Below are 21765 nucleotides of genomic sequence, written 5' to 3'. Positions count from 1 at the left end.
GTATGAAATCGAGCCTACCTGAAGCAGACAGGCATGACAAATACGTCACACGATGAGATAATTGTAAAGCATGCGAGATTCCCTGTCGTCCGACAGGCAGGCATCTGACCGCGTAAACAAATTATAAACAGATGAATTATCAAAGGCAGGGTTTTTGAAACAAGAATGAAATTCACATTATAAATACAGCCTTCTTTTATCATTATTACCCTACTCATCTGAAGATACCTTGGCATACTTTTCCAGGTATTCTTTCGGGGGTGTATGCCACTCAGAAAGCCGGCTTACCTTGGTCCGCATACAGTGGTAAATAAAGTCGTAAAGCAGTTCGCTGATTTCATTAGGCAACTTCCTTTTTTTCCCTGACTCCAAAATTTCCCACTGCTCAGCGGCATTTTCTTTCTCTATCTCTAGCATGGCGTAAGTCACCGGTAATCGTGCAGACCTGACGCGCTCCAGCTGATCCGGAAAATCCCTCACCGCCCTTTCGGCCTTATCAAAAATACCATTGTAGGCTACAATTAGGTCCGGTGTCAGGTAGGAATCTTGCTCCTGCACAGGTCCTCCAAAGATGGAAAGCTTCCGGCCGGTACCGCACTGATTGTGCTCATGCATCAAATTGATATAGGCCTTGATATGCCCGGCTGCTTGCCCATAATAAGCCAGTAGAAATTCGGTCATTTCTTTTTCCAGGTCTATCTCCGGGTCATTGACCAATTTGGTCAATAAGTAAGCCCTCAGATCAGCAAATTCTCCTCCGGACTGGATATTTCCCTGAGCAAAAACAGCACTTACCCGGTTTTCCTTTAAGAACCTGATATTGGGTTGCAGGGTGCGCAGGTTGGGAAAGGGAGAAAGCAGGTTTGAAAACTGAATGTTATAATCCCAGACCAGTATATTATCTGTCAACTTACCCCAGCCTTTCAGGTCTTCACTGAATGCGGGATCTCCAGACTCAAGAGGTTCATTCCTGGTGCTCTCTATGCTACAAAGCATGATATTCACATTATCTGCAGGCACCAGATCCTTAGGGGGTACACGGGTGTATTGATAGGCCAGCGTAGAAATAATTTTATCCGGAAACCGCTCTGCCACTTTATTGACAAAGGTAAGCATGGAACCCATCCCCAGTGCGGGATATTCACTCCCATGAGTTTTGTATAGCTTTTCCTCTGGTGCAAAAGCAGCATTTTGGGCATCCAAGGCTGCACAGTGTTCGCAGCGGCAATAATTGACATTGTCATTCTGACTCACCGACCAGTATTTCGCACCGGGATTCTGGTCAATTGCCTTTTGCAGGTTTTCGCAGACGATTTCCAACACCTCGGGATTGGTCAGGCAGAGTTGTGCCTCAGGTTGTACACTCTTCCCATCCCAGGATGGCACCAGACCTGCATGTCGCTCTCCTTCATAATAGCTAAAATATTCCGGATTGGATTCTCCGTATTCTTTTGGGTCCAGAAGTTGGTGAAAGGTATGCACCCAATACCCCCAGGCCGTGGGGGAGGAACCTTTGCCGGAAAAGGAATGAAGTCTGTGCCAGTCCATGAATTCGGGGTCATAAACGTCATTGTAAAAGACTTCCCTGTAAGAGAAAACCGGAATTTCCAGCTCATCAATCTGCCCCAGGTGAATGGTAGGTTGCCGGGGAATATGATCCACTTGGGAAGTGAACTTTTTACAACCCAGGTAATTTTCCAAAAAGGCATATACCCCATAGATCACGCCTTTCTCAGGCCCACCCAGGATAATCAGTTTTTGGTCACGGGTCCCTATATAATGGCCTTCCGGTCCAAGTTCTTCAAGAGATAAACCATTCACCTCAGGCCTGTTTACTTTTCCAATGAGGATTTCCAGGTCGGAAATATTTCCATCATCGTGATGTACCGGAATAGTGGCATCTGAAATGCGTTGCAAATAATCTTGCAACACCATGGCCGCCTGAATCTCCTGGACACTCGCATCATCCGGTAGCACGATTTGGTATTCGCTCGTTCCATTCTCCACTAAATTCAAATCCTGAGCCAGAGACATGCCTCCGGAACAAACAGCGGCAAGCAGATAAATGATGGCAATATGAGATACTTTGGCATTCATGACAAATTGGGTTTAACGTTTATTGATAAAAAAGCACGAACCTTGCCTCAAGGACTTAGCTTGTCAAAATAGCTTACCGCATGCCGGACATCCTTCAGGTTATCCTCCATATTATGCTCGCACTCCACATAGACCTCCCCATCAAATTCCTGCCTATCGAGTTCGGCAACCACTGCTTCAAAATCAATTATTCCTTCGCCTACCATCCGGTCCTTGGCAGACTGGCCGTAAGCATCCAGATCCTTGAGGTGGATACTCATCAGGTAGCCGTCAAGCTTTTTCAAACTTGCTACGGGATTAAGCCCGCTTCTGACCCAATGTCCCAGATCTCCACAAGCTCCGAAATTGGGGTGATTTTTGACCGCCGACAATACCGAATCGGGATGCCAGTAAATACTTCCGGCCTCTCTGGAATGCTGGTGAAGCGCAACTTTGATATTGAACTCTCCCGCAACCTGATCCACCATGTCCCAGTGGGCTCTTTTGGGTTCAGCTACCAGGTATTGTACTTTTAAAGATTTGGCCAGTTCAAAGGCTTTGCGCCAGTCGGCTTCAGTCTGGGCTGTTCCCACGTACATGGATCTCATTTTTAACCCATTGTCCTTCAAGAGCATCATTACTGTCTTTGCCTCTGAGGGTCCAAGATCTTTCATTGTTTTTTCTCCAAAATCGCCACCCATTTTATGAAAATCAAAGCCTTCCACGTATTTTACTCCGGCAGCTTTCGCTTTTTCTAAGGAGCTGGAAAAAGGAAACCGGTTAAAGGAGTACAAAGCTACGCCCATGCGCCAGTCGCTTTTTTTCAGCGAAAGTTCACGAAAGGGGCCTTTTACCATGCTCGCCATACCCAGCAAGAGTACTGGTAAGGCTACGAATACCCACATTTTCTTTCCCATAGTATGTTTATTTTGCTTCTGATGCGTTTTTACTTCATTTACCTGAATGGATTGGTACCCCATTCGTACCTTTTGGCCGGGTCAAAATCAGGATTTGGGACCGGGTTTTGGGCCTTGGTTTCCGTTTGCCATTTTTTTAATGCGGACTTCATTTCAGCCAACTTTTCGGGATAACTAAATTTAAGGTCGGTCATTTCGTTGACATCGTACCGCAGGTTATACAAGTCAAACTCTCCTGAAACCAGGTTTTCTATGATTTTCCAGGAGCCTTTTCTCAAAGCCGACATGGGCTGCTCGTGATGGTACACAGGATAATGGGTGAACACTTCCCGTTCCGGGTCATACCTGTTTTCTGTCAGGGAAGGCACCATAGAATACCCGTCAAGCACCTGATCTGGTGGCCGTTCACCCTTTCCCAGGTCCAAAAAAGTAGGGTAAAAGTCCACGCTGGAAACAATTGCCTCAGAAGTACTCCCAGCTTCTACCTTTTCCGGCCAGCGAACGATTAAGGGCACCCGGATCCCTCCTTCATAAAGCGTTCCCTTTCCTGCCCGCAGCGGCGCATTGGTCGTGGCAATATAGCGGAGGGGATGACCCTCCGGATAAACGTCTTTACTATCCCCTCCTAGCAGTGGAATATTGTCAAACCGGTTATCCACTCCTCCGTTATCGGAATAGAAAATAAATACCGTATTGTCAGCCAGGCCCATTTCATCGATGGCCTCCATGACCGTACCCACGCTTTCGTCTATATGAGAAATCATCGCTGCATACACGGCATTGCTGGCATAATCCAGATCCTTCGGTTTGTTGAGGTATTTTTCAATCAGGTCCCTATCTGCGTCCAACTGCACGTGCACATCGTAATGAGAAATGAAGAGAAAAAAAGGATTTTCTTTATTCTCAGCGATGAAATCAACCCCCATGCTGGTGAGGGTTTCACTCAGTCGTGCCCCTTCAGCAGACGTATATTCCGGAACAAATCGGGGTTGGTAGAAGCCACCGCCTGCATACATATAGGCTTTATCATATCCCCTGTTGTGGGGCAGGTGCTCGGCGTTATTTCCCAAATGCCATTTGCCAAAATAACCAGTAGTATAGCCTGCCGATTGCATGGCATTGCCCATAGTAACTATCTTATCTGGCAGGTGCTGAACCTGGTGGTGGGGAACGGTAACCTCTTCGTAAGGGCGCCAATGACCGGGAATAAAATCGAATATACCTACTCTGGCAGGATATTGACCCGCTTGTATACTGGCCCGGGTTGGCGAACAAACCGGAGCCGCATAAGCGTTGTGAAACAGCATTCCCTGACTGACCAATTTGTCAATATTGGGTGTCTCGTTGAATCGATTTCCATAGGCTGGCAAGTCTCTACCGCCGAGGTCATCAGCCATAATCAGTACGATATTTGGCCGCTCCTGGGACAGAACGGTAAAGGAAAGCAACATAAAGCAACTGGATAGAAAGGGGATTATCAGGTTTTTCATGGGCATAGAATAAGGGACATTAATTACGGAAAATTATCGTTATACAAAATAAATTTACTCAATCGTTAGTTGTATTGGTTTGCCAGGTTAATGGGGTATACATGAAGCTTTAAAAAGCAGGCATTTGGGAAAATCCATTACCCAAGTACAAAACCCGCCAGTAATTTCTGTACTTCATAGACATCCACCGATTTATTAAACTTCTTACTCACCGTCGGCTGCGAGTCACTAGAAATCCAAATTTTTAATTCTGCATCCAAATCAAACGTTCCTGCCGTCTCTATACTAAAGCGGGAAATGCTCTTGTAGGGCAAGGAAAGGTATTCGGATTTTCTCCCAGTAAGCCCTTGCTTGTCTACCAGGACCAGTCGTTTATTGGTAAAGATGAAGGTATCCCTGAAAAGCTTAAACCCCGTTTCTATTTGCTCTTCTGCGGTCAGTATTCTTCCGTAATCCCTTTGGAGGGTTTCTTTATTGACTGCGCCTGCATTGCCTAATATTGAATTAATTATTCCCATAACCTTGGTTACCAGCGTATCAGTTTAGTTTTATTACAAGAATAAATCTACTCATTTTTATGGGAAAAATTGTTTTCTCAAAGGGAATTAACAGAAAACCACCAGGCGAAAAATAAAAAAGCCAGACCCAAGGATCTGGCTTTCTATAAAGTTGATTTTTAACCCAAAAAGGTAAGCCTTAAGAAGTCATACCTCATTGATATATCAGGTCAAATCGATCAAGCTTCATCACCTTGTCCCAAGCGGAAACAAAGTCTGTGACAAATTTTTCTTTAGACGTTTCGCTTGCATATACTTCTGCCAAAGCCCTTAATTCAGAATTGGAACCAAATATCAGATCTGCTCGGGAAGCTGTCCACTTCAATTCACCTGTCTTTCTATCCCTGCCCTCAAAGGTTTCTTTGGTGTCCGAATTGGCTTTCCATTCGGTACTCATGTCCATCAGGTGTACAAAAAATTCGTTGGAAAGCGTCTCTTTTTTGTCTGAAAAAATCCCATGTCCGGAACCGTCAAAGTTGGCATTTAGCACACGCATCCCACCCACCAGCACTGTCATTTCGGGAGCTGTAAGGGTCAATAACTGTGCCTTGTCTAACAGCAACTCTTCCGTAGAAATGGTGTATTGGGTTTTTAAATAATTCCGAAAACCATCCGCCATGGGCTCAAGCAAGGCAAAAGATTCCACATCGGTTTGTTCCTGTGTAGCATCCATGCGACCAGGAATAAAAGGAACTTTCACGGAATAACCTGCATTAGCCGCTGCTTTTTCCACCGCTGCATTGCCTGCAAGGACAATCAAATCTGCCAGGGATACTTTTTTATTTGCCGATTTCTCGTTGAAATCACCCTGAATTTCTTCAAGCACACCCAACACCTTCTGTAATTGTCCCGGATTGTTTACTTCCCAGTCTTTTTGAGGAGCCAGACGGATGCGGGCACCATTGGCTCCTCCCCTCCTATCCGAACCCCGGTAGGTAGAGGCGGATGCCCAGGCAGTACTCACCATCTCGCTTATCGACAAACCGGAATTCAAAAGGCTCGTTTTCAAAGCCACAATGTCCTGATCATTGATAAGTGTATGGTTTACGGCAGGAATGGGATCCTGCCAGATTAAATCTTCTGTGGGTGCCTCAGGGCCTAAATAGGTGGTCTTTGGCCCCATATCTCTATGCGTAAGTTTAAACCAGGCACGGGCAAAGGCATCGTTAAATTTTTCCGGGTTTTCATAAAAGCTCCTGGAGATCTTTTCATATACCGGATCAAACCGCAACGACAAATCGGTGGTCAACATGGTTGGTTTGTGTTCTTTTTCCGGATCAAAGGCATCCGGAACCATCATTTTTGGGTCTTTGGCTACCCACTGATGCGCTCCCGCCGGACTTTTTGTCAACTCCCATTCGTTTTCAAACAAATTGAAAAAGAATAAATGACTCCATTTTGCAGGAGTGGATGTCCAGATGACCTCCAAACCAGAGGTAATGGCATCAGGACCTTTGCCCGATTTATAGGTGCTTTTCCATCCCAAACCCTGTGCTTCAATACTTTCCGCTTCAGGCTCAGGTCCTACATTGGATGCATCCCCTGCCCCGTGGGTTTTTCCCAGGGTATGCCCACCTGCGATCAAGGCGACTGTTTCTTCATCGTTCATGCCCATCCTTCCGAAAGTTTCACGAATATCATGTGCAGCAAGTACAGGATCCGGATTTCCATTGGGCCCTTCCGGATTGACATAAATCAGGCCCATTTGAACAGCAGCTAGTGGGTTTTCCAATTCCCTGTCTCCTGTATAGCGTTTTTCATCACCCAGCCATTTGTTCTCAGCTCCCCAATACACGTCCAGTTCCGGTTCGTAAACGTCTTCCCTGCCCCCGGCAAAGCCAAAAGTTTTAAATCCCATGGATTCCAGAGCGACATTACCCGTAAGGACCATTAAATCTGCCCAGGAAATTTTGTCCCCATATTTTTGTTTTATAGGCCACAGCAAGCGTCTTGCCTTATCCAAATTGGCATTATCAGGCCAGCTATTAAGCGGTGCAAAGCGCTGTTGCCCGGAACGGGAACCACCGCGACCATCACCGGTCCTGTATGTGCCGGCGCTATGCCAGGCCATTCGAATAAACAAACCTCCATAGTGACCGTAATCTGCCGGCCACCAATCCTGTGATTCAGTCATCACCGCTTCAATGTCCTTTTTCAGGACTTCATAATCCAGACTATTAAATTCTTCTACATAATTAAAATCCTCTCCCATTGGATTGGATAATGAAGAGTTATGTCTAAGAATACTCAGGTTCAACTGATTGGGCCACCAATCACTGTTGCTGGTAGCAATTCGATTGGAATTGCTTTTCTGGGTAGCACCGGAATACCCATCCGCCTGATTCCCTAGTTCTTTACTATTCTCGCATCCTGAAAATAGGACTCCTATTAACAGAAGTAAACTATATACCATTGATTTCTTCATGCTTTTTGCTTGTTTGTAGCTTATTAATGTCCAAAGATAGTATCTATGATTTACTTTTTATCATAGATTTTTTCAATAGGTGTTTGAAAAAAACAATAACTATTCAAAATAATTTGTTGAAATGAGGAGATATACCAAAAGTTTTATCCAGAATTAAATCATAATTACCAAATATTCAGACTACAATGAACCAATAAACTAACAAAGGTCCTTTCCCATGCATCCCACAAAAAGAATCAGATACAAAATAATATTTAATCCAACCCATCGATTCATTCCATAACAAAATTTATTTTTTCTACCCAGAATACCGAAATTTAGTTACCAGCAGTAAAAAGACATGAAGTAAAGATGATTTTGATCCAAAAGAAGTCCTCCAAAAGGTCTAGGGCTTCCTGGCATCAGGAATAATAATTGGGGCATCGCCCTCATTCAAACCCTCTGGAAGAATTTGCGTCTTCCCACCTATTATGGGCATGTTGGAGGGATAATCCGCTGGAAATTTTTTAATGGGCAAATTGGAAGAAAGTCCTTTGGAAAGGTCAATAATGGGCATGGTGACTTTTTCCGGCAAAGGCATTTTAATGTCATCAATTTGCCTGAACCTATTGATATTTGCCATGAGCAGTTCATTACCAGCTATTACCTGAGCTCCGGGTTTGGGCAAGGGGTTTTGTATCCAGGCAAAACCAGATAGGACGGGAAATTTGGGTAACTGAGCCATACCAAAGGTATGAGGCTTGAATTTAAATAAATTTTGCCCGAATGAAGTACTTGAGTATAAAATGATTCCAATGAATACAAGTAGTATTTTTTTCATGGCCGGGGAATTTCAATTGAAAACAGAACTTTTTCATTAAAACGTATTTAAGGATAATTGGTTACTAAAAATTTAAATCCTGAATAGGGGAGAATACCCCCTCAGTTTGTCTTTCCTGGGAAAGAAAACCTTGCGCCATGAACTCAATTTCAAGGCAAGCAGGGAATGGACCATGAATGTGGGGGTGCATTACCTGCTACTCCTATTGAATCATTCTAACTCCATAGAACCGAGATTGAGTGCTTCTTATGCGATGGATGATAAACAACGACTAAGTCTGGGGTTTGGCCTGCACAGCCAGGTGCAGCCATTGGGAACCTATTTTGAGCCCATGGAAGGAGCCCTCGAAACTGCCTACCAGTTCCCTTTAATTCCATTAATCAGTTACCGTATAGAGTTTTAGCGGGAAGAGGGAGATTTTATTTACAGGATAATCCACAAAACACAGCCGGCAGAGATCGTAGTTTTTACCTGAAATAAATTTTCCCAGGATGCATCCTATGCCGGTGACATAAGATGGCAGTTTTTTCTGAGGGAAGCCTAAAAAATATTTTGTTCAACCTTTGCAGAAAAACTGGATTTGATTTAACTTTGAATTTAAAAGTACTTTTAAATGAAAAATAACCTGGATTATATACGGGACATATCTGAGATTCGGTCCATGATGGAGCGCTCCTCCAAATTCTTGTCGCTATCCGGTTGGACAGGTATTTTGGCAGGCACCTGTGCCCTGATCGGTGCCTGGATCGCATATAAGGTACTTTATTTTAATCCGGCGACTATCTCTGACGATGCTTTTCTTACCAGTAATTCAGGCCTGCCGCATTTGATGGGTTTGGCCTTAATCATCCTGATCCTGGTCACTGGAGGCCTGTTGATCCTTATGCTGATTTCAAAGGGTTTATTTGGACTTTTGGCCCCCTTTTCTTTATTGTTTTATGGTCTGATAATGCTGGAAACTTTACGTTTAGGGTAGTCAAAATTTTGGGACTTGTTCAGTTGGGTTTGGGGCTGATCAGTTCCTGGTTCATTGGCTACGGGCTTTTGCTTTGGGCAATGGGATTTGGACTGGCACATATTGTTTACGGAATCTATATGCACTTCAGGTACGAAAGGTGAAAATATCAATCGATGGGTTACATAAAGCGTTTGAAAGCCGGATCAGGCTCGGAATCATGTCCTCCCTGGCTGTAAATGATCAAATGGATTTCAATGCTCTGAAAACCTTTCTTGATTTGACGGACGGAAACCTGGCAAGCCACCTAAAGGCCCTGGAAAAAGAAGGCTTTATTGGAGTGAAAAAATCCTTTGTGGGCAGAAAACCCAATACCAAATATTTCATAACCGAAAGCGGAAAAAAGGCCTTTGATGCACACCTGGAGGCATTGGAAAAACTGATACAGGGACTTTCGGAATAAAGGCACTTCCTAAAACCACCATAGCCAAAATTATTCAGGAGGACCCAAACTAAAACCTATGACCTTAAAAAACATGACGAGAATAGAAAGTTGTACACACTTTGAAATACAAAGTTCTTTTAAAATACCAATTGACCTGTTAAACCTTGGCATTCAGGTTAACCTCCTTTTATTGGTTTCAGCCATTCCATTGCTTCATCACATTCAACGATAAATTCATGAAATCGACACGATTAAAATAATCATTAAACACACAGGGCAATGATTATTTTAATCGTCAAAGATTCCATCTGACCGCTTAAAACAAATTATAAACAGATGAAATCGAGCATGACGTAGCCGTCACACACTGGAATGACTATCAGACATGCGAGATTCCATGTGACCATTAAAGAACAAATTATAGACACATGAAAAAATCAATCATTGACCACTTAAACGATCCCGGACAACTTGAAAAACTATACCGGTCCAACAAAACAGTTTTTAAACAGACATTCAATTCCCTTTACCCTCAAATTAAAGGCAGCCCACTGGCAGCTTACTGGAATGAAAGGTTAAATTATACAGAACCTGAGTTTGTTTGGGGTACAAGGAAGGACCTGTTGTTCCTGATCATGGTCTCAGCTATAGCTGGCCTTATTGCCAAATTACCTGCCATTCTACACCTGGAAGAAGATTACTTCTATGCCAGAAATATAGGATTCATCATCTTTCCGGGCTTAACGGCCTATTTTATCCGAAAACACCAGTTGCCTCTAAAGAAAATTTTACCCATGGCATTGGCTTCCCTGCTGGGGTTGGTTTATATCAATCTTTTCCCCGATTTGCCGGAAAGCGATACCCTGCTACTTTCCAGTATGCACCTGCTTCTATTTCTATGGGTGATTTTGGGATGGGCTTTTATGGGTGGAAATGGCAACCATCCCCGGAAATGGCTAGGATACATGAGGTATAATGGTGACACCATCATCATGACTACACTCATATTGATGGCAGGGGGACTTTTGACTGCCCTGACCATTGGGCTTTTTACTGCTATTGACATTCAAATTGAAAGATTTTATTTTGATTATATCGGTATTTTCGGGCTCTGTGCAGCCCCCATAGCTGGGACCTATCTGACCCAGACCAATCCCCAGTTGGTCGGGAAGGTTTCTCCCGTTATCGCTAAAATCTTCTCTCCTTTGGTATTGGGTATGCTGCTGATGTATTTGCTGGCCATGAGCTTTACAGGAAAAGACCCCTATAATGACCGGGAGTTTTTGTTGACTTTCAATGGGCTTTTGATTGGAGTAATGGCCATCATATTGTTTTCTGTTTCTGAAATAGCCAACATCAGTAACCACAAAAGGGAAATCTGGGTTCTTTTGCTGTTATCAGTGCTCACCCTGATTGTAAACGGAATCGCAGTTTCCGCCATCCTTTTCCGCATCTCCGAATGGGGCATGAGCCCAAACAGGGCTGCTGTTCTGGGAGGAAATGTGTTGATTTTAATCCATCTTCTGATGGTGACTTTTCAACTCTATCAGGTCACTTTAAAGCAGGGGCAAATTACCCGGGTAGGGGAAACCATTGGGCTATATCTTCCGGTATATTTTATCTGGAGCATTATTGTGACCTTCCTTTTCCCCTTTATCTTTGGGTTTGCCTGATCCGGATGGGGGACAAGAAATCCCGAAAGACAGGCCAATGAAATACAGACAATTTATACGACTTGCTTTTTATTGGCTGGCAGATCTATTTTGGAACTGTTTTTTAACCAGGATAAGGCCTGCGATTTTTCAGAAGTGTCATAATAACGGGTTGCTTTGAAACCAAATTTGGTGACAATTTCCATCCTGGATGTTTTCCAATCAGTGCTTCCTATCAGCGCTATTTTACTGAAATTACAGAAGTGACTGGTATCAAATTTCATCTCTTCCCAAAATGAATGAAAAGCCTCCAGATCAAACTCCTCCATCTCCATGTAAAAATAAGCCTCTCCATTGGAATTGATTTTATTGTTCAAAAGAGGCAAAAGCTTTCCATAATCCTCATGGGTAATTTTTTCCATGACTTTTACTGCAATAATTTTTCCTTGGGTGGGTCCTAATATTAATAACATGTCTTGTAGTTCTGATTTTAGATGTGGCAGGTTTAAACTGAATCTTTAAAAATTCTTTTCGTATGGTGAACACCATAAATGAGATTAATTATTAAAGGTATGATGGCAGGGATAGCCTTTATCATTGGCTAATAATCAGAAATAAAACTCCTCCACGAATGGTGAAGAACAAAAAGCAAGACATGTCTTCGGTTAAAATAGCTGTCTTCCAGCTGCTTGAGGGAGAACAAATAGATGGTATTCCCTTTTTCTGAAACATAAAGTATACCACCAAAACCGTAGAAACTCTCCCAATTCTGCTCATCCGGACTGTCTCTCTGGTCTTCTTCTCCTACCGGGGATGAATCACTATTGTCTGGGTCTTGGATAGGGCTTCGTTCTGAATCGCTTTTGCTGACTTTGGTTTCCACTGTTTCCCGGCTGTTTCCAGACCAACTCTGGTAAAGAGTCAGGTTCAAAAAGAACAATAAAAACCCAAATAAAATACCTATTGAAAATGGATGGTTCCTATTAATATGTTGAATGAAGCGATTCACTAAGGTTATTTATGGGGTATAAATCAATCTTGTATTATAAATGTAATTTTTTTTTCTCTATTCCGTAAAGAAATTTACGGTTTTTAGAGGTTAATCATTCAAGTTTTTCCCTTAGAAAAAGCGTCTTCCTCCACTTAGCAAGTGGTAAATCTTTAAAAAACCCAATGGTAGGTACCATTGGGTTTTTTTAAAGATTCTTCCTTTTCTTTTTTGGATAATTTTTGATCCTAAATGGGAAATTGAAACCACACCCTGCAAATGTATTTATCCATTTTGCTCTGAAAATCCAGATTGGTCTATGCCTTAAGCATAATTTTTCCCAGGGAATTTAATGATCAACTGCCAGCCTGAATCACTCCACAGGCTACCCTTGCACCGGCTGCACCGGAAGGCTGGGAAGTAAAGTCATCGGCATCAGCATGGATAATCACCGCCTTGTTAAGGATATCACTATTTGCTCCATCGCCTATGGTCCAACCTTCAACTTCCATCTCGACGGTACCTACCCCGTCTTCCCCAACGACCATATTGTCAATATCACCACTGTGGTACTCATTTTCTCCCCGTTTTCCATGGGGATCATCTGTTGGATTCCAATGCCCGCCTGCCGAAGTAGCATCTGCTGCACTGCAATCACCATTTTCATGAAGGTGGAGCGCATGTTCTCCCTCAGAAAGATTTTCTACATGGATCACCAGGCTAACCTTTCCATTTTCCAATTCCGTGAATGTTGCCGATCCGCTAACATTGCTTCCACTTGCTCCGGAAATTACAGCTACTGCTGACTCGAGTTCCGTTGTTTCAGGCTCGGTTTCCATAGCCATCATTTCATCGTCAGAACTCATTTCTTCATTGGTATTGTTGCTTCCGGAACCGCAGGCAAATGCAAATGTTGCTATGCCTATAGTAAGTAGTATGAGATTTAATTTCTTTAACATAATCAAAATTTTTATTTTTTGTTGGTTAATAGTAATTACCGAAAAAAATGTGCCAATTCTTTGAAAATTTGAATAAACCGCAAAATAAATCGGCTGACCCGGCGAAAGGGCACTGGGTAATTTTTCTTATGGAAAAGTACACGGAAATTTTGTCGTTCTTTAAGAAGTTTCAGAAATGACTCAGCGAAAACAGCATTCTAATATTCATCAATCAAAAATATCTTGTGGTCTTGCCTAAATAAAAATTAAACCTACTAACCTAATACTACACCCAATAAACGTAAATCAGACTTTCAGGAAAAACACAGGCTATCAAAATACCTTATTGCTGGATTCTATTTTTTACTTTTTTTTAACTAAATTCAATTGATCAATTTACTTACAGGCCAAATTCTTCAATAAATGTACCTGCTGTATTTCCTTTTGGTGTTGTTTGGCAAAATACATTTTTTTAATACCCAGGCACTTTCGTCCCAAACATCAGGTGATGCCTTATCCATAAAAGAGGATTTTAACCAGACTTGTGTGGAGGGTATTCCACAAGGTTGGTATATTTTCGGGGTTGCCGGCAATCAACAATGGGCCTGTACTACTTTTGGCCATAAGGACATCCATACGAAAAGCGGTCAATCAAATGCCCTACAGGTCAATGGCTACGCAGGTACCGCACTGAAAAATGAAAATTGGCTGATCAGTCCTGAATATGACCTGGATAATTTTCAGTACCCTTTACTTTCATTTTTCAGCAGGGTGGCCTTTGATGGACCGAGGCCTAAACTATATGTTTCAACAGATTATGATACCGGCGACCCTACAAGCTCTCAGTGGATTCCTCTCGGAGACAGATTTGCCCGGGGGGATGAATGGACCTACTCAGGAAAAATCAACCTTGCCCCATTTAAAACCCACCCAATACGGCTGGCAATAGTCTATTTTTCTTCTCCGGAACAGGGTGCCGCCCGTTGGACATTAGACGATTGGACCATCACCAATGCTGACAAACCACCAAAACCCTTTCTTAGCACCAACCTGGGAAATACTGACTACATGCATTTTGGAACGGTGCCTTTGGGGCAGGCCAGTACTGAAATCAAAGGTTTTGAATTCTTATTGGCTGAGCCTGTCGGGGATCTCAATATTCAGGTAGCGGAAGGTTTTGGCATTTCCAAAACACCCAATGGATTCACCCGAAGCCTTTCCTATACCGCTGAAGAGGCTGGCCAAAACAATAGGCTATGGATACGTTTCGAACCACAATCAGATGGGGCTTTCCATGGTCCGATTTCCTTCTCCTTCGCAGATACCTTACAGCAGGTTTCATTTCTTTCCGGGTCTACCCTAAGTCAGGAAAAAACCCTGGATATTGTCACCTGGAATTTGTTCTGGTTTGGCTCAGACCTCCCCTATCAGGGTCCCTCGGATCCCGGACTGCAGTTGGAAAATGTAAGCCGGTTGATCCAATCCATTAATGCCGATATCTATGCCTTGCAGGAAATCACCAACCTCAATCAGTTCGATAAGCTCCTGGCGACACTGGAAGGCTATGAAGCAGTGATTTCTCCGGCTGTCTCCTATGGACCGGAGGCCTTTGATTCTGCCCAAAAGCTGGCTTTCCTTTACAAAACCGCTAACGTAAAGCCCTTATCCTCAAGGGTACTTTTACAAGGAGTCACCTCAGAGGCGCTTGCGGAATACCCCTCTGACCCCAACCGCTTTTGGGCCAGTGGCCGACTTCCTTTCTTAATGGAAGCAGAAACCCGGGTGGATGGTATCCAACAAACCATTTCGCTGGTCAATCTGCATGCCCGGTCCAATGGCGGTGGGGAAAGTGCCACCAATCCAAGGTATGCCATGAGAAAATATGACCTGGCGGTACTAAAGGATTCTTTGGATCATTATTATGGAAAAGAGCCCCTGCTTATCCTTGGAGATTTTAATGATGACCTGGACAAAACCATTTCGGATACCAGTGCCTCTACTGTATCCGGTTCCGAAACTTCATTTATCCATTTTATGCTGGATCAGGAAAACTATTTCCCGGTTACGCTTGCCCTGTCCCAGGCGGGGTTAAGGTCTTACATTCTTTCGGAAGATATCATTGATCACGTGATCCTCAGCCATGAACTGGCTGAAAGCTACCTTTCACAATCTGCAAGGATAGTAGTACCCGATCGTGGCTGGACTAACTTTCTGACCAACACCTCTGATCACCTGCCAGTAAAAATACGACTGGACCCAAAAAAGCTCCTGGCCAACAGCCTGATTTTGGGAGTCTCTGATGCGGATGATTCAGATGTTATCCAAATATATCCCAATCCGGCCAACCAAATTTTATTCGTTCATCAAATCGGACCCTCTCATTCGGTGAGCCTGATCAATCAATGGGGCCAAACAATGGAGACCCGGGACAGCCGGGAGGGAACGGTATTTTTTGATGTTTCCAACCTGGCTGGGGGAGTTTACCTGATACATGTTCAACGAAAGCAGGCCCATGACATCTTTAAAAAAGTCATTATACAAAAGTAAGATGGGACCAGCAGGTAATTGTTTTTCTATAAAAAAACCGGCCACTCATACTTCCTATGAATGGCCGGTCCGAACCAACAAATAAACCAATTAAAAAAATCAGGAAAATGCTTTGGCTTTTTCCAATTTGAAAGACTTCCAGAGTAAATATACAAATCCCAGTTGAGGGACTACCAATAGCAACGTCTGTGGAAACACCGCTCCTGACCCCAAAGCCATGTTCACATTCAAAAGCTGTGAAATGGCGAGAATCACCAATACAGAGACCAAAGCAAACAAATTGGCCAAAATTAACTTCGATTGATTTTTCATAACATGTAAAAGTTAAAAATTTAACAATTCAACAGGTTTTTCTATCCTTTCAGTACCTATCTAAAGCCAAAGTTGAGGACAAAAAAGGAAATTTCCAAACCTGTAAAAGTGATGAAAATCAATAGATTACGGTGACCTTGATTACGAAAAATGATAAATGTAAATCGTTTTAAGGAAAGTGCATTTGGGCTCGAAAAACCTCCTTAAAAAAAAATTAAGAAATTTTCGAACAGATTAAAGACCAGAAAAAAGGGATGTCATTTCCTGTAAACATAGTCGCCAACTACCCAACTGATAATAACTGGTTACCGTATCCCAATTTGAACTTCTCACTAAAAAATAGAATTAAATTTCGTATATTTACTTTACTATCCCATAAAAATCATTAGATAAGGGATAATATAGAATTTTCGACTGATGAAAAATGAGGTTTGTCATTAGAATATTGTTTTTGACATGCCTGGTAATGGGTTTAGCCCTTGGTGGATTTGCTCAAAATCAGGATGATTTACTAGATCTCAGGGATTGTGAGGGGTCTTGCACCTCCAACAACTATACCATAGAATCTGTTTACCTGAGTGATCTGGACGGCAGCCCCATCACCAGCTCCCTGCTGACCTGTACGCCGGGAATAGAGCAAACTACCTATATTTCCTTTGTTTACCAGACGAGTTCAAGTAGTGGGGTAAGCAATGGGCGTTTATTAGCTGACCTGTCGGTGGGTGGCAATACCATGTTTCTGAATTATTATTTTGGAATTATTCCACCTGCAAAAACCACAGCTGATACCCTGACCCTGACTGCATTTCCCTTAAACTGGGTCTGTGGAGAGGAAGTAGTCTTAAGTAATTCGCTGATGGCATGGACTACCAGTGGATCAGGGGACTTCTCAGAGGAGTACGTATGTAATGATTACCCTAAAGGTCAATGCCAGTTAACTTCGGACATCGTGGTGGATGCTCCGCTGGCGGTTCAGTTTGAATACAGCTATGATTGCCCAGCTGATGGGACAAGTACCGTGTACTTCACAAGCACCACGAATGGTGGAAGGGAAAATTATCAATACGATTGGAGTTTTACCAATGCCACCGTCAGTAGCTCAACCCTTGCCAATCCCAATGTGGAGTATAACGGATCCGGAACAGCTGAACTTACGGTTACTGACGCCAATGGCACCGAAAACACCTTCAATTTATCCGTTCAAGTCCCTGAGGAAATTGATTTGACGGGAACAACCACAGACCATACAGATGACGAAAACCCCAATGGGGCCATCAGCCTGGATATCCACAGTACTGGAGATTACACCCTTGCCTGGACTGGACCTGATGGTTTCACGAGTGACCAGCAAAACCTCACGGAACTTGTAGCAGGTGATTATTTCCTTACCGTCACTGACAGTTTTGGCTGCTCCAGTGAGTGGACATTTGAAGTGTTGTATTTTGGGGCATTGCCTATCACCTGGGGAAAAATGAAAGTTTCATTCAATCATGATCAGTCGACAGCCATTTTGAATTGGTCCACCTACAAGGAAACAGCGTCCAGCCATTTTGTCATTCAAAAATCCATCGGGTCCATAAACAATTTTGAGGCTATAGGAGAGGTCAAAAGTGTGGGAAACAGCCAAGTTACCAGTCATTATACTTTCAAGGATAAATTTGTGCCAGAAAATGGGCAAAGGGTATATTACCGGATTCGGCAGTTCAACCTGGACGGAAGCAGTGAATACGGTGAAACAATTTCTGCGATGGTACCGGAGAGACCCCAAAATGCTCCTGATTGGAAAATTTATCCCAACCCCTTTAAAGAAAAGGCCCTCTGGTTACACTATGTGGGACCGGTAATTCCTGAATTCCAAACAGTGAAAATAAGGTTTATTTCTCCAGCAGTAACTTTCAGCAGAGAAAAGGAATGGAACAAAAACATCATTGACCTGAACGAGGAAATGAAAAACTTACCGAAAGGACTGTTGATTCTTGAAATCCATTATGAAAAAAAAGTCCAACGGTTGAAATTAATCGTCAGGTAAGTTTAGGGAGAAACTGACACTATCCGGTCAACTAATGGGGGTTTGATGATTTTGTGGCCAAACTGCCAATGTCACCAATACCTACGGGCATCCATTTTTTCGGCCTACCGGTTTCTTTCCCAATATTTGCTCTTATTTTTGTGCTTTGAAAAGCGTCTCATGGCATACCAAATCAAGGAATTAAAAAACGGGATCAGAATCGTTCATCAGGAGGTCAATAGTACCAGGTTGGTGCACTGTGGATTTGTGCTGGATATTGGCAGCAGGGATGAATTGTATTCCCAGCAGGGATTGGCCCATTTTTGGGAACACATGGCATTCAAGGGCACTGAAAAAAGAAAAGCCTTTCACATCATCAATCGGTTGGATTCCGTAGGAGGCGAGTTGAATGCCTACACCACTAAGGAAAAAATCTGCTTTTACGCAACGGTACTCCAGCAGCACTGGGATAAGGCGGCTGACCTGCTTTGTGACATTACTTTCCATAGTATTTTTCCCCCAAAGCAAATAGACAAAGAAAGGCAGGTCATTTTGGAAGAAATGGCCATGTACAGGGATTCTCCTGAAGATTCATTACAGGATGAATTTGATGCCCTTTTGTATCCAGACCATTCCCTGGGGTATAACATCCTGGGCACGGAAGAAACTGTGGGCAGTTTCAGCCAGGAGGATTTTATACAGTTTATACAAAAGCACATGGACACCTCCAGGATTGTTTGTTCGGTGGTTGGCAATATCAGCTTTAAAAAGGCCCTGAAAAGGCTCGAACCATTACTGGAAGCTATCCCTGCGAAGCAAAGTCTTGCGGTAAGACAATCCACCAATGGCTACCAACCCAAAACCAACATCTACTACAAGGAACTGACCCAAACCCATTGTGCCATAGGCAAACCAGCTCTATCCATCAAAGATGACAGGCGTTTTCAGCTTTACCTGCTGAATAATATCCTGGGGGGACCGAGCATGAATTCCAGACTCAACATGGCCCTGAGGGAAAAACATGGGCTGGTGTACAGCATAGAATCCATCTATCAGGCCTTTACTGATACGGGTTTCATAGGTATTTATTATGGGACCGAAGAAAAAACTGCTGCCAAGGCAAAAAGAATCGTGCTCAGGGAAATCAAAAAAATCCGCGAAAAAAAGTTGGGCACCATGCAGTTGCACATGGGAAAGGAACAAACCATTGGGCAAATGGCCATGGCAGAGGAGAATTATTCAGGTTTGATGCTGGTATACGGCAAAAGCCTGCTGGATAAAGGCAGGATTGAATCGTTGGAGGATATATTTTCCAAAATCCGTTCCTGCACGGCAGAAGACCTGCAAGACCTGGCTAACGAGGTTTATGATGATGAAAAATTCAGCTTTCTCACTTATTTACCCAAAGGATAATGATCGGTGAAGAATTATTTGCTTACTGTCTCCAACATAGTACTCAGGAAGATGAATTGCTGGCCCATATCAGCCGGCAAACACATTTGAAAGTACTCAAACCCCGTATGCTTTCAGGTCCCCTGCAAGGTAAATTACTGGAAATGCTGGTCAGGTTAAGTGGTGCCAAGCGGGTATTGGAAATTGGTACTTTTACCGGATATGCTACCATTTGCATGGCAAGAGGTCTTGGAGAAGAGGGGGAAATCGTAAGCCTGGACATTAACAAAGAGTTGGAAACCATGGTCAGGGGCTTTTTTTCCAGGTCAGGATTGGCTGCTAAAATAGATTACCGCATAGGGAATGCCCTGGAGTTACTGCCAGCGTTTAAGCAGCCTTTTGATTTCGTTTTTATTGACGCAGACAAGCGAAACTATGTCAATTATTACGATCTTGTCGTTCAGGATATGGCGCCGGGTGGATTGATCCTTGCCGATAATATCCTCTGGTCTGGAAAAGTGCTGGCCCAAAACCGTAAAAAACTGGACAAAGATACGGCTGCCATATTGGCATTTAATGAAAAAGTCCAGGCAGATCCAAGGGTAGAAAATATTGTTTTGCCGATCAGAGATGGTATCATGTTGGCAAGAAAGCTGTAAGCAAAAATGATCAGAATAACCATAAGCAGTTTAGTTGTTTTACTATTAAGTTTGTCTGCTGTATCAGGTCAGGTGCCTCAGGTGCCCAAAACCATTTATTTTGCAGGCATGACCCTACGCCTCAATGCTGCTGCCCAAAAGGAAATACAGGAAGATGTAGCTGCCCAATACAGGAGCAATACCCATTTTCAGGTCAAATTGGACAGGATTAACCTCTACCTTCCTGTTGTGGAGCGTGTCTTGCGGGAAGAAGGCGTGCCGGAGGATTTTAAATTTCTGGTCATTCAGGAAAGCAGCCTGATTTCGGATGCCGTCTCCACGTCAAATGCTGTTGGTTTCTGGCAATTTAAAAAAGCTACTGCTGAAGAAGTTAACCTCCGGGTAGACCAGGAGATTGACGAAAGGAAAAGTATCGTTTCCGCCACCAGGGGTGCAGCAACCTACCTCAAAAAGCACCAAAGTTACCTCGACAACTGGGCCATCACACTGGTCTCCTACCAAATGGGTCTGGGCGGTGCCAGAAACTACTACAAGGACAGGTACAGAGGGCAGCAAACCATGGACATAGACCGATCGACCTACTGGTACCTGAAAAAATTCCTGGCCCACAAAATTGCTTACGAACAACAGGTTAACCAATTGGTGAGTAATGGGGAATACCTACATGAGTATCCTGTAACAGGACCTACAGACCTGAAAACTGTATCAAAAATTCTGGGAGTGAGTGAAAACCACCTGAAGGAGTATAACAAATGGGCAATCAGGGGCAAGATACCCGGAGACCGGACCTATGTCGTTACCTACATCCTCCAGGGGATTGTTCCTGAAAGGCCCGTCCTGGCCAGTAATGCTCCCGTAGCAACTGATGAGGGATTATCACCACTTAAAAAAAATGCCCTGGGCTACCCCCGGGTAGAGGGGAATATCAATAAAGCCAGACAACCCGACCAGATTCGAATCAATGGTGTCAGAGGAATATTGGCATCCGGCAACAATCAAAGCCAGGTGGCTCAACAGGCCAATATCAGTGTGAGAAAATTGAGGCGGTCAAACGACCTGAAACCGGCTGATCCGGTACAAAGTGGCAAGTATTATTATACCCGGAGAAAAAAAGGCAAGGCAGAGGAAGAGGAACATGTCGTACAACCTGGTGAATCACTTTGGGGCATAGCACAACTATATGGAATCCGCCTGCACTCCCTTATGGCCAAAAACCGCATTTATAAAGACAAACAACTCCTTCCGGGAATGGTCCTGCGTCTGAGAAAATACTACAAAAGAAATGAACCGGTTGCAAGGGTAAAATTGATCCCCGCCAAACCCAAACAACAGGCGCCTTCTATCAGTATTGAAAAACAGGAAATCAATACGCCTGAAAAATCCGGGACCAAAGACATTCTGGTCAGGGAAAACAGGGAGGAGAAAAAAAAGGTGGATCCACTTTATCATCAGGTCCAGCCCGGAGACACGCTCTATGCCATTTCCAATAAATATGGCGTCTCTGTCAAGGAGCTAAAAGACTGGAACAATATCGGACCTGACAACCTCCTTTCAGTAGGACAAAAACTTGAAATCAGAAAATAA

At 43.4% G+C, this 21765-nt stretch carries 19 protein-coding genes; 9 read left to right on the top strand and 10 right to left on the bottom strand.

Annotated elements, in window-relative coordinates; all coding sequences use genetic code 11:
• Positions 1–210: 210 nt before the first annotated feature.
• The 6 genes from GL182_RS04470 to GL182_RS04445 all read right to left on the bottom strand — a co-directional run bounded on the left by GL182_RS04470 (position 211) and on the right by GL182_RS04445 (position 8285).
• Positions 211–2097, bottom strand: a complete 1887-nt coding sequence (locus GL182_RS04470) for a DUF4838 domain-containing protein (protein ID WP_163378341.1) — start codon at positions 2095–2097, stop codon at positions 211–213.
• 47 nt (positions 2098–2144) lie between these two features.
• Positions 2145–2993 (bottom strand): sugar phosphate isomerase/epimerase family protein, encoded by an 849-nt coding sequence (locus GL182_RS04465; protein WP_163378340.1) that lies wholly within the window; start codon positions 2991–2993, stop codon positions 2145–2147.
• Between the two features lie 38 nt (positions 2994–3031).
• Positions 3032–4483: a sulfatase gene (locus tag GL182_RS04460; RefSeq protein WP_163378339.1), complete on the bottom strand. Its 1452-nt coding sequence runs from the start codon at positions 4481–4483 to the stop codon at positions 3032–3034.
• 137 nt (positions 4484–4620) lie between these two features.
• The gene (locus tag GL182_RS04455) at positions 4621–5001 is read right to left on the bottom strand and encodes a PH domain-containing protein (RefSeq protein WP_163378338.1); all 381 of its coding nucleotides are present in this window, start codon (positions 4999–5001) and stop codon (positions 4621–4623) included.
• 193 nt (positions 5002–5194) lie between these two features.
• Positions 5195–7465, bottom strand: coding sequence for a catalase/peroxidase HPI (katG, locus tag GL182_RS04450; protein ID WP_163378337.1), 2271 nt, complete (start codon positions 7463–7465; stop codon positions 5195–5197).
• Positions 7466–7850: 385 nt separating this feature from the next.
• Positions 7851–8285 carry a hypothetical protein gene (locus GL182_RS04445; protein ID WP_163378336.1) on the bottom strand — a complete coding sequence of 145 codons (435 nt, stop codon included), beginning with the start codon at positions 8283–8285 and terminating at the stop codon, positions 7851–7853.
• A gap of 130 nt (positions 8286–8415) precedes the next feature.
• Here GL182_RS04445 and GL182_RS04440 point away from each other — a divergent pair, with 130 nt between their 5' ends.
• The 4 genes from GL182_RS04440 to GL182_RS04425 all read left to right on the top strand — a co-directional run bounded on the left by GL182_RS04440 (position 8416) and on the right by GL182_RS04425 (position 11358).
• Positions 8416–8688: a hypothetical protein gene (locus GL182_RS04440; RefSeq protein WP_163378335.1), complete on the top strand. Its 273-nt coding sequence runs from the start codon at positions 8416–8418 to the stop codon at positions 8686–8688.
• A 210-nt stretch (positions 8689–8898) separates the two neighbouring features.
• The gene (locus GL182_RS04435; protein ID WP_240469571.1) at positions 8899–9261 is read left to right on the top strand and encodes a hypothetical protein; all 363 of its coding nucleotides are present in this window, start codon (positions 8899–8901) and stop codon (positions 9259–9261) included.
• A gap of 139 nt (positions 9262–9400) precedes the next feature.
• Positions 9401–9703 (top strand): winged helix-turn-helix domain-containing protein, encoded by a 303-nt coding sequence (locus GL182_RS04430; protein ID WP_163378334.1) that lies wholly within the window; start codon positions 9401–9403, stop codon positions 9701–9703.
• Between the two features lie 410 nt (positions 9704–10113).
• Positions 10114–11358, top strand: a complete 1245-nt coding sequence (locus GL182_RS04425; protein WP_163378333.1) for a hypothetical protein — start codon at positions 10114–10116, stop codon at positions 11356–11358.
• Between the two features lie 53 nt (positions 11359–11411).
• Here GL182_RS04425 and GL182_RS04420 read toward each other — a convergent pair whose 3' ends face one another.
• The 3 genes from GL182_RS04420 to GL182_RS04410 form a co-directional block, all read right to left on the bottom strand.
• The gene (locus GL182_RS04420; RefSeq protein WP_163378332.1) at positions 11412–11810 is read right to left on the bottom strand and encodes an STAS/SEC14 domain-containing protein; all 399 of its coding nucleotides are present in this window, start codon (positions 11808–11810) and stop codon (positions 11412–11414) included.
• 128 nt (positions 11811–11938) lie between these two features.
• A complete protein-coding gene (locus GL182_RS04415; RefSeq protein ID WP_163378331.1) occupies positions 11939–12268 on the bottom strand; it encodes a hypothetical protein in 330 nt (109 codons plus the stop codon).
• Between the two features lie 413 nt (positions 12269–12681).
• On the bottom strand, positions 12682–13284 hold the full coding sequence (locus GL182_RS04410) for a superoxide dismutase family protein (RefSeq protein ID WP_163378330.1): 603 nt from the start codon (positions 13282–13284) through the stop codon (positions 12682–12684).
• Positions 13285–13686: 402 nt separating this feature from the next.
• On the opposite strand from GL182_RS04410, the gene GL182_RS04405 reads away from it, so the two are divergent.
• On the top strand, positions 13687–15810 hold the full coding sequence (locus tag GL182_RS04405) for a T9SS-dependent choice-of-anchor J family protein (protein ID WP_163378329.1): 2124 nt from the start codon (positions 13687–13689) through the stop codon (positions 15808–15810).
• A gap of 99 nt (positions 15811–15909) precedes the next feature.
• Here GL182_RS04405 and GL182_RS04400 read toward each other — a convergent pair whose 3' ends face one another.
• A complete protein-coding gene (locus tag GL182_RS04400; protein ID WP_163378328.1) occupies positions 15910–16122 on the bottom strand; it encodes a hypothetical protein in 213 nt (70 codons plus the stop codon).
• A 466-nt stretch (positions 16123–16588) separates the two neighbouring features.
• Between GL182_RS04400 and GL182_RS04395 the strand changes: the two genes are divergently transcribed.
• From GL182_RS04395 to GL182_RS04380, 4 genes are all read left to right on the top strand, one after another.
• Positions 16589–18151, top strand: a complete 1563-nt coding sequence (locus GL182_RS04395; RefSeq protein WP_163378327.1) for a PKD domain-containing protein — start codon at positions 16589–16591, stop codon at positions 18149–18151.
• A 159-nt stretch (positions 18152–18310) separates the two neighbouring features.
• Positions 18311–19543: a M16 family metallopeptidase gene (locus GL182_RS04390; protein WP_163378326.1), complete on the top strand. Its 1233-nt coding sequence runs from the start codon at positions 18311–18313 to the stop codon at positions 19541–19543.
• Positions 19543–20181, top strand: coding sequence for an O-methyltransferase (locus GL182_RS04385; RefSeq protein WP_163378325.1), 639 nt, complete (start codon positions 19543–19545; stop codon positions 20179–20181). The genes GL182_RS04390 and GL182_RS04385 overlap by 1 nt, the downstream gene beginning before the upstream one ends.
• A gap of 6 nt (positions 20182–20187) precedes the next feature.
• The gene (locus tag GL182_RS04380; RefSeq protein WP_163378324.1) at positions 20188–21765 is read left to right on the top strand and encodes a LysM peptidoglycan-binding domain-containing protein; all 1578 of its coding nucleotides are present in this window, start codon (positions 20188–20190) and stop codon (positions 21763–21765) included.

It is taken from the genome of Cyclobacterium sp. SYSU L10401 (assembly GCF_010993705.1).
In the GTDB taxonomy this organism is placed as follows: domain Bacteria; phylum Bacteroidota; class Bacteroidia; order Cytophagales; family Cyclobacteriaceae; genus Cyclobacterium.
Note: the sequence above shows the minus strand (reverse complement) of the source record. Positions and strands in the feature narration are given on the sequence as shown.

Coding starts and splice junctions, on each gene's coding strand:
- GL182_RS04470 (WP_163378341.1), bottom strand. CDS start 2,097: ATGAATGCCAAAGTATCTCATATTGCCATCATTTATCTGCTTGCCGCT.
- GL182_RS04465 (WP_163378340.1), bottom strand. CDS start 2,993: ATGGGAAAGAAAATGTGGGTATTCGTAGCCTTACCAGTACTCTTGCTG.
- GL182_RS04460 (WP_163378339.1), bottom strand. CDS start 4,483: ATGAAAAACCTGATAATCCCCTTTCTATCCAGTTGCTTTATGTTGCTT.
- GL182_RS04455 (WP_163378338.1), bottom strand. CDS start 5,001: ATGGGAATAATTAATTCAATATTAGGCAATGCAGGCGCAGTCAATAAA.
- katG (WP_163378337.1), bottom strand. CDS start 7,465: ATGAAGAAATCAATGGTATATAGTTTACTTCTGTTAATAGGAGTCCTA.
- GL182_RS04445 (WP_163378336.1), bottom strand. CDS start 8,285: ATGAAAAAAATACTACTTGTATTCATTGGAATCATTTTATACTCAAGT.
- GL182_RS04435 (WP_240469571.1), top strand. CDS start 8,899: ATGAAAAATAACCTGGATTATATACGGGACATATCTGAGATTCGGTCC.
- GL182_RS04425 (WP_163378333.1), top strand. CDS start 10,114: ATGAAAAAATCAATCATTGACCACTTAAACGATCCCGGACAACTTGAA.
- GL182_RS04420 (WP_163378332.1), bottom strand. CDS start 11,810: ATGTTATTAATATTAGGACCCACCCAAGGAAAAATTATTGCAGTAAAA.
- GL182_RS04410 (WP_163378330.1), bottom strand. CDS start 13,284: ATGTTAAAGAAATTAAATCTCATACTACTTACTATAGGCATAGCAACA.
- GL182_RS04405 (WP_163378329.1), top strand. CDS start 13,687: ATGTACCTGCTGTATTTCCTTTTGGTGTTGTTTGGCAAAATACATTTT.
- GL182_RS04400 (WP_163378328.1), bottom strand. CDS start 16,122: ATGAAAAATCAATCGAAGTTAATTTTGGCCAATTTGTTTGCTTTGGTC.
- GL182_RS04395 (WP_163378327.1), top strand. CDS start 16,589: ATGGGTTTAGCCCTTGGTGGATTTGCTCAAAATCAGGATGATTTACTA.
- GL182_RS04390 (WP_163378326.1), top strand. CDS start 18,311: ATGGCATACCAAATCAAGGAATTAAAAAACGGGATCAGAATCGTTCAT.
- GL182_RS04385 (WP_163378325.1), top strand. CDS start 19,543: ATGATCGGTGAAGAATTATTTGCTTACTGTCTCCAACATAGTACTCAG.
- GL182_RS04380 (WP_163378324.1), top strand. CDS start 20,188: ATGATCAGAATAACCATAAGCAGTTTAGTTGTTTTACTATTAAGTTTG.